At 64.3% G+C, this 11,442-nt stretch carries 13 protein-coding genes; 10 read left to right on the plus strand and 3 right to left on the minus strand.

Annotation, left to right across the window (positions count from 1 at the left end; translation table 11 throughout):
• Window positions 1-68: 68 nt before the first annotated feature.
• Window positions 69-479: a lysozyme inhibitor LprI family protein gene (locus tag ACFZAI_RS04880; RefSeq protein WP_391565851.1), complete on the plus strand. Its 411-nt coding sequence runs from the start codon at window positions 69-71 to the stop codon at window positions 477-479.
• Window positions 476-1,144, plus strand: a complete 669-nt coding sequence (locus ACFZAI_RS04885; protein WP_391565852.1) for a DNA-3-methyladenine glycosylase I — start codon at window positions 476-478, stop codon at window positions 1,142-1,144. The genes ACFZAI_RS04880 and ACFZAI_RS04885 overlap by 4 nt, the downstream gene beginning before the upstream one ends.
• A 9-nt stretch (window positions 1,145-1,153) precedes the next feature.
• Here the strand turns inward: ACFZAI_RS04885 and ACFZAI_RS04890 are convergent, their stop codons facing one another.
• The gene (locus tag ACFZAI_RS04890) at window positions 1,154-1,774 is read right to left on the minus strand and encodes a TetR/AcrR family transcriptional regulator (RefSeq protein WP_391565853.1); all 621 of its coding nucleotides are present in this window, start codon (window positions 1,772-1,774) and stop codon (window positions 1,154-1,156) included.
• A 118-nt stretch (window positions 1,775-1,892) separates the two neighbouring features.
• On the opposite strand from ACFZAI_RS04890, the gene ACFZAI_RS04895 reads away from it, so the two are divergent.
• The 8 genes from ACFZAI_RS04895 (at window position 1,893) to ACFZAI_RS04930 (ending at window position 9,939) form a co-directional block, all read left to right on the plus strand.
• Window positions 1,893-2,423 carry a chalcone isomerase family protein gene (locus ACFZAI_RS04895; RefSeq protein WP_391565854.1) on the plus strand — a complete coding sequence of 177 codons (531 nt, stop codon included), beginning with the start codon at window positions 1,893-1,895 and terminating at the stop codon, window positions 2,421-2,423.
• Entirely contained in the window at window positions 2,420-3,709 is a 1,290-nt protein-coding gene (locus ACFZAI_RS04900) for an NAD(P)/FAD-dependent oxidoreductase (RefSeq protein ID WP_391565855.1), read from the plus strand. Before ACFZAI_RS04895 ends, ACFZAI_RS04900 begins: the two co-directional genes overlap by 4 nt.
• On the plus strand, window positions 3,706-4,536 hold the full coding sequence (locus tag ACFZAI_RS04905) for a DUF1365 domain-containing protein (RefSeq protein WP_391565856.1): 831 nt from the start codon (window positions 3,706-3,708) through the stop codon (window positions 4,534-4,536). The genes ACFZAI_RS04900 and ACFZAI_RS04905 overlap by 4 nt, the downstream gene beginning before the upstream one ends.
• A complete protein-coding gene (locus ACFZAI_RS04910; protein WP_391565857.1) occupies window positions 4,526-5,755 on the plus strand; it encodes a class I SAM-dependent methyltransferase in 1,230 nt (409 codons plus the stop codon). Before ACFZAI_RS04905 ends, ACFZAI_RS04910 begins: the two co-directional genes overlap by 11 nt.
• Window positions 5,752-6,189: a nuclear transport factor 2 family protein gene (locus ACFZAI_RS04915; RefSeq protein ID WP_391565858.1), complete on the plus strand. Its 438-nt coding sequence runs from the start codon at window positions 5,752-5,754 to the stop codon at window positions 6,187-6,189. The genes ACFZAI_RS04910 and ACFZAI_RS04915 overlap by 4 nt, the downstream gene beginning before the upstream one ends.
• A gap of 141 nt (window positions 6,190-6,330) precedes the next feature.
• Window positions 6,331-7,296 carry a GNAT family N-acetyltransferase gene (locus tag ACFZAI_RS04920; protein ID WP_391565859.1) on the plus strand — a complete coding sequence of 322 codons (966 nt, stop codon included), beginning with the start codon at window positions 6,331-6,333 and terminating at the stop codon, window positions 7,294-7,296.
• A gap of 175 nt (window positions 7,297-7,471) precedes the next feature.
• Window positions 7,472-7,651, plus strand: a complete 180-nt coding sequence (locus ACFZAI_RS04925) for a hypothetical protein (RefSeq protein WP_391565860.1) — start codon at window positions 7,472-7,474, stop codon at window positions 7,649-7,651.
• 50 nt (window positions 7,652-7,701) lie between these two features.
• On the plus strand, window positions 7,702-9,939 hold the full coding sequence (locus ACFZAI_RS04930) for a phosphocholine-specific phospholipase C (RefSeq protein ID WP_391565861.1): 2,238 nt from the start codon (window positions 7,702-7,704) through the stop codon (window positions 9,937-9,939).
• Between the two features lie 12 nt (window positions 9,940-9,951).
• Here ACFZAI_RS04930 and ACFZAI_RS04935 read toward each other — a convergent pair whose 3' ends face one another.
• Both ACFZAI_RS04935 and ACFZAI_RS04940 read right to left on the minus strand, forming a co-directional pair.
• On the minus strand, window positions 9,952-10,647 hold the full coding sequence (locus tag ACFZAI_RS04935) for a pentapeptide repeat-containing protein (protein WP_391565862.1): 696 nt from the start codon (window positions 10,645-10,647) through the stop codon (window positions 9,952-9,954).
• Between the two features lie 120 nt (window positions 10,648-10,767).
• Window positions 10,768-11,418 (minus strand): response regulator, encoded by a 651-nt coding sequence (locus tag ACFZAI_RS04940; protein ID WP_391565863.1) that lies wholly within the window; start codon window positions 11,416-11,418, stop codon window positions 10,768-10,770.
• Window positions 11,419-11,442: the final 24 nt, after the last annotated feature.

The following is an 11,442-nucleotide window of genomic DNA, read 5'->3' on the forward strand; positions in this document are numbered from 1 at the left end:
TTTCCCATCAAACGCACCCTTCGGGCGCCGTTACTTACCGACTCACCCGCTCAATAGGAGAAACGTTTATGCGTATCGCAATCGCCACGGCAGCCGCGCTGATTCTGGCGGCCAGCGCACAGGCGCAGCCGCTGAAGAATTGCGGCAATGCCGAAACGCAGACCGACATGAATCTGTGCGCCGATCAGGCCTACCGACAGTCCGACGCCGACTTGAACGCGTCGTACAAAGAGGTCACGCAACGGCTGAAAGACGATAAGACCAAGCTGACCCAATTGCAGGCCGCGCAAAAGGCGTGGCTGTTTTTTCGCGATGCGGAATGTGCGTTCTCGTCAGCCGGCACCACCGGCGGCAGCGCCTATCCCATGGTGCTGAGCCAGTGCCTGGACAAGCTGACGCAGGCCCGTACGAAAGAACTGCGCGCGTATCTGAAGTGCGAAGAAGGCGACATGAGCTGCCCCGTACCCGGTAAGCAATGACGATGCCCGCGCGTGAAGACGCCGCGGGCACGTCACCCGCGCCCGGCAAGCCCGGCCTGATTCTTGACGCAGCGGGCGTGCCGCGCTGCTTCTGGCAGCCATCCATGCCGGAATATCACGATCACGAATGGGGGCGGCCGGTAGGCGGCGACCATCGGCTGTATGAAAAGATCTGCCTGGAAGGCTTTCAGGCGGGCATGGCGTGGATCACCATCTTGCGTAAGCGCGAGGCGTTTCGCGAGGCCTTCGACGATTTCGATTTTGAACGCGTGGCGCGCTATACCGAGCAAGACGTGGACCGCCTGATGGGCAACCCGGGCATCGTGCGCAACCGCGCGAAGATCGTGTCCACCATCAACAACGCGCGCCGCGCCGTGGCGCTGGCCGAAGAAACCGGTTCGCTGGCGGGCTGGTTATGGCGGCACGAACCGCAGGCGGCTGAACGGCCCCCGGCAATTGATCTGGATTACTGGAACAACAACCCGACCTCCGCCGCGTCCACGGCGCTATCGCGTGCGCTGAAAAAGCGCGGCTGGACGTACGTGGGGCCCACCACCATGTATGCCTTCATGCAGGCCGTGGGCATGGTCAATGACCACATGAGCGGCTGCGTCTGCCACGCCGCCATCGAACAGGCGCGCGTCGGCTTCAAGCGGCCGGGGTAGCGCAGAGCGTCAGCGCGCGGCCAGCCCGTTAAACGTGGTGGTGATCAAATACTCGACGATCTCATCGGGCTGGAACGCGCCGCCCATCTTCAGGAAGTTGCCCACCGGGTCGCACGACCGCGCGTAGATTGTGTAGAGGATCACTTCGCCCGGCAAGTCTGACGACAGTTCACCGCTTTCCTGCGCCGCCAGAATCCAGCCGCCCAGCGTTTCAGTGACCTGGCTTAAGCGTTCCAGGTAGGGCGTGTGCGTGATCAGCGCCTGCTGAATCGTAGACCGGGTGGACGGCAAAAGCGGCATCTCGTCGTCCAGGTGCGTCCTGACGGCCCAGCGCACCACTTCCTTCAGCCGGTCTACCGGCCCCAGCGATTCCGGCAGCGCGGCAATTACCGCCAGCGTGCGGTCCAGCAGCCGCGTCATCGACGCCGCCGCCAACGCGTCCTTGGACGCGAAATGTTTGTACAGGCTGGCCTTGGAAATTCCGACATCGGCCGCGACTTCGTCCATCGTCATCAGGTCATAGCCCTTCACCGCCAGCATCCGGTTGACCGAATCCAGGATGGCATCTTCGCGCAGCAACAGTTGCTGTTGTTTGAAGGACAGTTTCTTGACGGGGTTGGCAGCGGGCATGAGGGGGACAGACCATTCAGGCAGAAATTTGCCTGCATAGTCTAAATCTAAACTGCATAGTACTTTTTTAAACTTGATGGTTTAATCGTGACTAATCGGTTCACAACCAGGCGCCGACATGGCCACCCCCACATCGAAGTCCCAGGAAATTGCGTTGCCGTCCGCGTTGCTGACGGCGCATCCCGCCGATTGGCGGCTGATCGGCCATGGCTTGCTTACGTGGAGCGTGTTCCGGCTGTATCACGCCTACCTGTATGTGCCGGCGTCGTCTTCAGACGTTTCCGCGTCGTTTGATCCCGATGGCGACTTCGTCCTGATGCTGCGCTACCTGCGCAACATTCCGGGCGAGCAGATCGTCGCGACGTCCACGGAAGAAATCGCCCGCCTGACCGACACGCCCGCCGACGACTTGGCCGCCTGGACGCAGGCCATGCGCGAACGCTTTCCGGACGTGGCCGCAGGCGACCGCCTGACCGGCTGGTTCCGCCGCGGCGAGGGCGTGCGCTTTTTCCGTGGCGACACGCCCGCGGGCGACATCGACAGCCCGGCCTTCGCCCGCGCCTTTGCCGCCATCTGGCTCGACCCGCGTACCCGCAGCCCGGGCTTGCGCGCGAACCTGCTTGGCCTGAATCGTCAGGACGCCGCATGAACCGCGCCCTGTCCGCGCCAGTCCCGCCGGGCGGCCGCATTGCGGTGGTCGGTGGCGGCGTGTCGGGCTTGAGCGCGGCGTGGCTGCTGTCTGAAAAATACAGCGTGACCTTGTTTGAAGCCGGCCCCTACGTGGGCGGCCACACGAACACCGTGGACGCCGAGGTCGACGGCATACGCTATCCGGTCGACACCGGTTTTCTGGTGCATAACGACCTGACCTATCCCAACCTGGTGCAACTGTTCCGCCATCTGGATGTACCCGTGCACGCGAGTGACATGACGTTCAGCGTGTCGCTTGCGCAGCCCGATCTGGAATGGGCTGGCACCAGCCTTGGCACCGTATTCGCGCAACGCCGCAACCTGATGCGCCCCGCGTTCCTGGGCATGCTGCGCGACATTCTCCGCTTCAATCGGCACGCCGCGCGTTATCTGGCGCGTTGCGGCCCCTATGCGCTCTTGGGCGATCTGCTGGATGACGAAGGCTACGGCCAGGCCATGCGCGACTGGTATTTGCTGCCGATGGCGGGCGCCATCTGGTCCACGCCGCCCAGCATGGTGTTGCAGCAACCGGCCCGCACGTTCCTGTCGTTCTGCCTGAACCACCGCCTGCTGCAAGTGGCCGGCCGCCCGCAATGGAAAACGGTCAAGGGCGGCGCGCGCCAGTATGTGAAGGCGATGCTGCCGCGCATTGCAGAGGTGCGCGTGTCCAGCGCGGTGCACACCGTCAAACGGCTGGCCGACGGCGTGGAAGTGCGGTCGGCCGGGCATGTGGACCGCTACGACGCCGTGGTGCTGGCCTGCCATGCGCCGACATCGCTTGCCATGCTGGATGCCAGCGAAGACGAACGCGAGGTGCTGTCGCGCGTGCGCTATCAGCCCAACGTGGCCGTACTGCACACGGACACGGCCTTGTTGCCGCGGCGGCGCGCGGTGTGGTCGGCGTGGAATTATCTGGCCGGCCCAACGGCGGATGCGCCCATGTCGGTCAGCTATCTGCTCAACCACCTGCAACCGCTGCCGTTCAAGCGGCCGGTGATTGTCACGCTGAACCCGCAACAGGAACCGGCGCCCAGCAGCGTGTTGGGCCGGTTCGAATACGAACACCCCATCCTGGACGCCGACACCGTGGCGGCGCAAGGCCAGCTGGCCGGCATTCAGGGCCGCGCGCGCACGTGGTTCTGCGGCGCGTGGACCGGTTACGGGTTTCATGAGGACGGCCTGGCGTCCGCCATCCGCGTGGCGGCGGACTTTGGCGTGTCGCCGCCGTGGAGCGCCGCGTCATGACTGCGCCAACGACTGCGCCAATGATCGCCGCCCCGATCGAACTTGCCCGCGCGCGCGTGGTGCATGCGCGCACGCGTCCCGTTGCGCACCGCTTCACGTACCCCGTGTTTTGCCTGCGCGTGCGCGTCGACCAGGCGGCAGATGTGGATGGCCAATCGTCATGGCTGTTCGGCGTCAACCGCCGCCGTCCCGTGGCGTTTCATTTTTCTGATCACGGCGACCGCCGTGGCGGCAATCCGATGGAATGGCTGCGTTCCCGGCTGGACATCGCCGGCATCCACATGGACGTGGGCGCCGTGTGGTTGCAGAGCTTTCCCCGCGTGTTCGGTTATGTCTTCAACCCGGTCAGCTTCTGGTACGTGCATGACACCGATGGCGTGCTGCGCGTGCTGGTGGCCGAGGTCAACAACACCTTTGGCGAACGCCATCAATATGTGTTGCGCGCGCCGGATGGCGGGGCCATTCATGATGGCGACGCCCTGCAAACCACGAAGGAATTCCATGTGTCGCCGTTCTGCCGCGTCATGGGCGTGTACCGCTTTCGCGTGCATGAGCAGGGCGATACGCATCGCGTCGCCATCGACTACTTCGATGATCCGGCCTTGCCCACGCCCTTGCTGCACACCGCGATTCAAAGTGTGGCTACGCCGCTGACCACAGCGGCCTTGCTGCGCGCGCTGCTCGCCATGCCCTTCATGACGCTGGGCGTGGTGGCGCGCATTCATCTCCAAGCCTTGCGCCTGTTCTTGCGCAAGGTGCCATACCAACGCAAACCCGCTGCGCCGCCAAGCGAAGTGACCTACCCGCGCGAGGGCCATGATGAGTGAAGACGAACTCAGCGTTGAATGCGCTGCCGCCAGACCCAGCTGGGCCGCACGCGGATTGATGGCGATGGCGGCGCGCTTGCGCGTCGGCACGCTGGCCTTGACGGACCCTTCAGGCGGGCACGCGCTATATGGCGAGCCTGGCGGCGGGCCGCACGCCGAACTGATCATCCGCGATTGGCGGGCGGCGTCCGCCATCTTGCGCCAGGGCGACATCGGCTTTGCGGAAAGCCTGCGCCGCGGCTGGGTCGACAGCCCCGATCTGCTTGCGCTGTTCACCTTGGCCTTGCGCAACGAGGCGGCGCTGTCTCAAGCGATGGCAGGCAAGTGGTGGGCGTTGCTGGCGCGGCGCTTGTCACATCTGTTCTTGCGCGACAACTCGCGCAAAGGCAGCCGCCGCAATATTCTTTCCCACTACGACCTGGGCAACGATTTTTATCGCTTGTGGCTGGACCCGTCGATGAGCTATTCCGCCGCGCTGTTCGGCGCGGATCGCACGGAATCGCTTCAGGCCGCGCAACACCGCAAGATCGACCGGCTGCTGGATGCCTTGAACGCCCGGCCCGGCCAGCATGTGCTGGAGATCGGCTGCGGGTGGGGCGGCTTTGCCGAGCGCGCCGCGCAACGCGGGTTGCACGTGCACGGAATCACCTTGTCCGACGCGCAATTGCAATGGGCTCGCGCGCGCATGCAAACGCAAGGGCTGGACGGCCGCGTCACGCTGGAACTGCGCGACTATCGCGACCTGGGCGCCCGGCAGTACGACCACATCGTCTCGATTGAAATGGTCGAAGCCGTGGGCGAGCGCCGCTGGCCCGTGTACTTCGATACCTTGGCGCGTAACGTGCGCAGCGGCGGCCGCGTCGCGCTGCAATCCATCGACATTGCCGACGACGCGTTCGAGTCCTACCGGCGCGGCACCGACTTTATTCAGCAATACATTTTTCCCGGCGGCATGCTGCCCTGCCCACGCGTGATCCGTGAACAGTCCGCACGCGCCGGGCTCGCCATCATCGACGAACATGCGTTCGGCCTGGACTACGCCGATACGCTGCTGCGCTGGCGCCACGCGTTTGACGCGCAGGTGCAGGCGGTGCGCGCGCAAGGGTTCGACGACGCCTTCATCCGCTTGTGGCGCATGTATCTGTGCTATTGCGAAGCCGGTTTTCGCGAAGGCCGCACGGATGTCCGGCACTGGGTCTTAGAGAAAAGGACGCAATGATGAACGCACGCCTGCAAGAAATCGGAGCCTGGTTTGAAGCGCTGACGCCGCAAACGCTGCCCAGTATTGATACCGTCTACGCGCCCGATGCGCACTTCGCTGATCCGTTCAACGACGTGCACGGCCTGCCCGGCATCGCGCACGTTTATGCCCACATGTTCCAGAATCTGGAGCAGCCGCGTTTTCATATCTTGCGGCAGGGCGGGCAGGGCGTGGACGCCTTTCTGGTGTGGCGCTTTGACGGCGCGTTGCGAGGCCACGCCTTCGACTTCGAAGGGGCCAGCGCACTGGTGCTGGACTCGCAAGGCCTGATCATCGACCACCAGGATTACTGGGACCCGGCGGCGCATATTTACGAGCGCATTCCGATGCTCGGCGCCGTGCTGCGCCGGTTGCGGCGCAAGCTTTCCGCGCGACAGGGGGGTATGCGATAGGGGGTATGCGATTGGGGGCTGCGGTGCCATGAAAGTGCACGTCTGCGGCCGGGGTGAATGGCGGTGACGCGGAAAATTCCTTGATTTGGTTGCGGCTCGCAATTATATTGGTTGCGAACCGCAACTTATTGGGGGCGCCCCATGGATCTCATCGATTTTCCTCCTCAGTCCCGCGACCAGACCATCCGGGACTTGCGGGAGTTTTCCCGCAAGCTGGTCCGCGAACTCGGCTTCATGCGCACGTCGCTGGCCGGCAGCGATCTCGCCCCTTCCGCCGTTCACGCCATCATCGAAATCGGTTTGCAGCCCGGCATCCAGGCGCGCGACCTGGCGGGGATTCTCAGGCTGGACAAATCCAACACCAGCCGCCAATTGGCCAAGCTGGAATCGGCCGGCCTGGTGGCGCGTGAAACCGACGCCGATGATGCGCGATCATCCCGCTTGACGTTGACGGCGGCTGGCCTGGCGCTTCGCGCGCGCATCGACCAGTTCGCCACCGATCAGGTGTCGCGCGCGTTGCGCCAACTGGCGCCTGACGACCAGCAATCGCTGCTCCGCTTCATGTCGCTGTATGCCGATGCGCTGTCACGCGAAAACCCCAACCTGGCGCCGCCCGCCACATCCCTCAGCGATTCGATTCACGACGGCTATGTGCCCGGCTGCATTGGCGACGTGGCCAGCCTGCACGCGCGCTACTACGCGCAAACGTCGGGCTTTGGCGTGTACTTCGAACGCAAGGTCGCCAGCGAGCTGGCGGCCTTCGCCGAAGGCCTGCCCGCACAGGGCAAAGGCATATGGCTGTATGTGGACGGGGGCAGGGTGTTGGCCAGCATCGTGATCGACGGCGATCTTGCCAAGCGCCAGGCGCACCTGCGCTGGTTCATCGTGGACGACGCCTTGCGCGGCATGGGCGTGGGCCGCGCGCTGCTTGAACGTGCGCTGGCGTTTGCCGACGCGCACTACGACGAGACCTATCTGTGGACCTTCAAGGGGCTGGACGCCGCCCGCCACTTGTATGAGTCAGCGGGCTTTGTGCTGACCGACGAATCCGAAGGCCGGCAGTGGGGCAGCGTCGTCGTCGAACAGCGCTTTTTGCGCCGCCGCTGACCTCGCGGCTTACGCCCATGACACGCGTATGTCCGCGTGGACATACGCCGATACAACGCGGCCGGAATCACCCCGTGAGGATTCACGGGGTTGTCACGTCGCGTTCCTAGACTCGCTGGGGTCGTGCCGATTGAAAGCGGCATGAAAGTTTTTTCCTCACCCCACCGACTCCCCCATGCCTCCCAAACGCATTGCACGAACGCTTGCGGCCGCCTTGGTCGTGGCCATCACCTTGTCCGCCTGTGGCGGCGATGACGACGACGAGTCGTCCGCACCCAATCCCGAGCCTCCCGTTACCGAGCAGCCCCAACCCCAGCCGCCCGCGCCTGCGCCGCTGCTGCGATGCGCGCCCTGAAACAGCGCCGCGCTGCCTTGCCCTGACTCCAACGACCGAGAAGCTTCGAGATGAATTCACGCCGCAATTTTCTTCAGACCGCCACGGGCGCAGGCTTTGCCGCCGCCGCGCTGGCTGCGTTTCCGCCCAGCATCCGCCGCGCGCTGGCCATACCCGCCAACAACGCCACGGGCACCATCAAGGATGTGGAGCACGTCATCATCCTGATGCAAGAGAACCGGTCGTTTGACCATTACTTCGGCACGCTCAAAGGCGTGCGCGGCTTTGGCGACCGCTTCACCATCCCGCTGGCCAACGGCCGCCGCGTCTGGCAGCAAGAGCGCGCCAATGGCGCCGTGCTCACGCCCTATCACCTGGACGGCAGCGCCAACAACGCGCAGCGCGCAGACGGCGCGCACCACACCTGGGTGGACAGCCAGGCTGCGTGGGACCACGGCCGCATGACGCACTGGCCTGCGCACAAGACCGACATCGCGATGGGCTACTTCAAGGAACGCGAGATTCCGTTCCAGTTCGCCTTGGCCAACGCGTTCACCTTGTGCGACGCCTATCACTGTTCGATGCACACCGGCACCGACGCCAACCGTTCGTTCCACCTGACGGGCACCAATGGCGCCACCGCAGGCGGCGCGTCGTTCGTGAACAATGAGTGGGACTGGATCGACGGCCGGCCGGCGTCGCAGAACACCGGCTACACCTGGACGACCTATGCCGAACGCTTGGAAGCCGCCGGCGTGAGCTGGATCTCGTACCAGAACATGCCGGACGAGTGGGGCGACAACATGCTGGGCGCCTTCCAGCAATTCCGCCGCGCGAACATCGCGTCCGGCTTTCCGGTATCCAGCGGGGGCGAGCCCGGCGTGCCTTATGCCAACACCGGCCAGGCATTGCCGTATAAAGCCTATGACGCCGCCACCGACAACGCGCACAACCCGCTGTACAAGGGCGTGGCGAATACCTTGCCCGGCACGTCGCCCGAGAACTATCTGGACGCCTTCAAGCGCGACATCCGCGAAGGCAAGCTGCCGCAAGTCAGCTGGATGAACGCGCCGTCGATCTATTGCGAACACCCGGGGCCGTCCAGCCCGGTGCAAGGCGCGTGGTTCCTGCAAGAAGTGCTGGACGCGCTGACCGCCGTGCCGGAAGTCTGGAGCAAGACGGTGGTGCTGGTGAACTTCGACGAGAACGACGGCTACTTCGATCACGTGCCGTCGCCCTCTGCGCCGTCGCCCGATTCGGGCATGGGCAAGGCGGGCAAGTCTACGCTTAGCGACACGGACATGGCGTTTGAATATTTCACGCATCCCGCACCCGCCGGCAGCGGCAGCCAGCCCGCGCCGGATGGCCGCGTCTATGGCCCTGGCCCGCGTGTGCCGCTGTTCGTCATCTCGCCCTGGAGCCGTGGCGGCTGGGTCAATTCGCAGGTGTTCGACCACACCTCGGTGCTGCGCTTTCTGGAAGCACGCTTTGGCGTGCAGGAACCCAACATCAGCCCGTACCGCCGTGCCGTGTGCGGCGACCTGACCAGCGCGTTCAATTTCCAGACGCCCAATACCGAGGCCTTGCCCACGTTGGCCGGCCGCAGCACGCGCAGCGCCGCCGACCAGTTACGCAGCGCGCAGGAAGCGTTGCCCGCCATGCCTTTGCCCACGGACATGCAGCTGCCCATTCAGGCCAGCGGCACGCGTCCGTCGCGCGCCTTGCCGTATGAACTGCACGCCAGCGCGCGTTGCAGCGCCGTGGGTACGGTGGAATTGCTGTTCTCCAATACCGGCACGCAGGCGGCGGTGTTCCATGTGTATGACCGGTTGAACCTGGATCGCGTGCCGCGCCGTTACGTGGTGGAAGCCGGCAAGTCGCTGTCGGATACCTGGAACGCATTCCAGGACAATCTGGGCCGCTATGACTTGTGGGTGCTGGGGCCCAATGGCCTGCATCGCCATTTCAAGGGCGATACGAACCGCATTGCGGACACGGGTGTCGCGCCCGAGATCCGCGTTTGCTATGACATCGCCAATGGCGACGTCTATGCAGAGCTGATGAATGCGGGCGCCAACGCCGGTGACTTCACGGTCACCGCGTTGGCTTATCGGCAAGACGGCCCATGGAAGCAATCGGTGGCAGGCGGCGCGACGGCATCGTTGCACTGGGCGCTTGCCGATAGCGGCCAGTGGTATGACTTCGCCGTCACGTGCGCAAGCGACCCTGCCTTTTACCGCCGCTTCGCGGGCCGGGTCGAGACGGGCAAACACACGGTGAGCGACCCGGCGATGGGCTCGGAAAGCTAAAGCCCCTGCGCGTCAGATCACACTGATGCGCAGCTCGGCCAGCAGCGCGGCGGCCTGCGTCTTGGAAATGGTGGCGCCGGCCAGCCGCGCGGCGGCGGTCAGGTCGATGCCGCTTAAATCCACTTCGCGCAGGTCGGCGCCTTCGAAGCGCACGTTTTTCAGGTTGGCGTTGCGCAGGCTGCCGCCGTGAAAGACGGTGTCGCGGAAATCACTTCCCGCCAGGTCGGCATCCGAAAAGTCCAGCTGCATGAGAGCAGTCTTGCGGAACGACACGCCGCGCAGCAGTGCGCCGACGAACAAGCATTCTTCAACCGTCCAGCCCAGGCAGGCGATGCCGTCGAAGTCGGAACCGGTCAGTTTGCATCCCTGAAAGCGGGCGGCGGCCAGGCGTGCACGGCGCCAGTTGGCGTTGTTCAGATCGCAATTCTGGAAGACCGCGTCGCTGGCATCCACCGACGCAAAATTGGCACGGCCACCCCGGCAACGCACCCAGGCGGTGTCGGCCAGCGTGGCGCCTTGGAACGAGGCATCGGCGATGGCGCAGGCGGTGAATTGCGCGCCGCGCAGATCCAGCCGGGAAAAGTCAGCGTGCTGGAAATCGCAGTCCTGGAAAAACAACGGGCGGCCCGCCGCCTGTTCAAGCAGCGCCAGCATGGCGTTGCGGTCGACTTCCTGGCCAGTGATGGATTCAAATGGGTCTTGCGTCATGCCACGGTCTCGGTGATGCGCCCGAGCACCGCAGACGTAAAGGCGTTGCGTCCGCTCGGGCAAGCCTGCAAGGATACCAAGCCGCGGCGCCCGCGCAGGGCCAGCCGAACGTCGGCGGCGTTATTGGAAGATTTCAGTTTCCACGCAGAACGCCACCAGTTCCTGGTCTGTCTGCACGTTCAGCTTGCGCATGGCGGATATCTTTTGTCCGCTCACGGTCTTGACGCTGCGTTTGAGCGTGTCGGCCACTTGCATCATGGATTCACCACGAATGAAATGGCGCAGCACTTCGAATTCTTTGGGGGACAGGCTGTTGATGCGTTCGCCGATGAACTTGGTGCGGGAATCTACCGTGCCGTCGCGTTGAAAGCCGGGAGGATAGTATTTGCGCCCGGCTTGCAGCGTTCGCAATGCCGTGACGATTTCGGCCAAGTCGTCGCGCTTGAGCACCACCGCCGCAACCCCTGCGTCGTACAGTGCCGAAATGATCATCGGGTTGGACACCATCGTCAGCACCACGACCTGCGCGCGCGGGAAATGCCGGGTCAGGTATTTCACCAGCCGGATGCCGTCGCCATAGGTTTCGTCGCCGGGCATGGAGTAGTCGGTGATGATCACATTCGGCAGATCATGCGTCAGGTGTTCGACCAGCTCGGTGGGGCTGGCGAGTGTTGCCGTGACCTCAAAGCTGAGATCCTTTACGAGCAGATCCCGCATGCCCATGAGAACAAGCGGGTGATCGTCAGCTAAGACTATTCGGAGTCGTTCCATGCGGGGACGCGGAGTATTGAGGGG

The organism is Achromobacter sp. NPDC008082, assembly GCF_042957345.1.
Taxonomy (GTDB): domain Bacteria; phylum Pseudomonadota; class Gammaproteobacteria; order Burkholderiales; family Burkholderiaceae_B; genus Achromobacter; species Achromobacter kerstersii_A.

Coding starts and splice junctions, on each gene's coding strand:
- ACFZAI_RS04880 (WP_391565851.1), top strand. CDS start 69: ATGCGTATCGCAATCGCCACGGCAGCCGCGCTGATTCTGGCGGCCAGC.
- ACFZAI_RS04885 (WP_391565852.1), top strand. CDS start 476: ATGACGATGCCCGCGCGTGAAGACGCCGCGGGCACGTCACCCGCGCCC.
- ACFZAI_RS04890 (WP_391565853.1), bottom strand. CDS start 1,774: ATGCCCGCTGCCAACCCCGTCAAGAAACTGTCCTTCAAACAACAGCAA.
- ACFZAI_RS04895 (WP_391565854.1), top strand. CDS start 1,893: ATGGCCACCCCCACATCGAAGTCCCAGGAAATTGCGTTGCCGTCCGCG.
- ACFZAI_RS04900 (WP_391565855.1), top strand. CDS start 2,420: ATGAACCGCGCCCTGTCCGCGCCAGTCCCGCCGGGCGGCCGCATTGCG.
- ACFZAI_RS04905 (WP_391565856.1), top strand. CDS start 3,706: ATGACTGCGCCAACGACTGCGCCAATGATCGCCGCCCCGATCGAACTT.
- ACFZAI_RS04910 (WP_391565857.1), top strand. CDS start 4,526: ATGATGAGTGAAGACGAACTCAGCGTTGAATGCGCTGCCGCCAGACCC.
- ACFZAI_RS04915 (WP_391565858.1), top strand. CDS start 5,752: ATGATGAACGCACGCCTGCAAGAAATCGGAGCCTGGTTTGAAGCGCTG.
- ACFZAI_RS04920 (WP_391565859.1), top strand. CDS start 6,331: ATGGATCTCATCGATTTTCCTCCTCAGTCCCGCGACCAGACCATCCGG.
- ACFZAI_RS04925 (WP_391565860.1), top strand. CDS start 7,472: ATGCCTCCCAAACGCATTGCACGAACGCTTGCGGCCGCCTTGGTCGTG.
- ACFZAI_RS04930 (WP_391565861.1), top strand. CDS start 7,702: ATGAATTCACGCCGCAATTTTCTTCAGACCGCCACGGGCGCAGGCTTT.
- ACFZAI_RS04935 (WP_391565862.1), bottom strand. CDS start 10,647: ATGACGCAAGACCCATTTGAATCCATCACTGGCCAGGAAGTCGACCGC.
- ACFZAI_RS04940 (WP_391565863.1), bottom strand. CDS start 11,418: ATGGAACGACTCCGAATAGTCTTAGCTGACGATCACCCGCTTGTTCTC.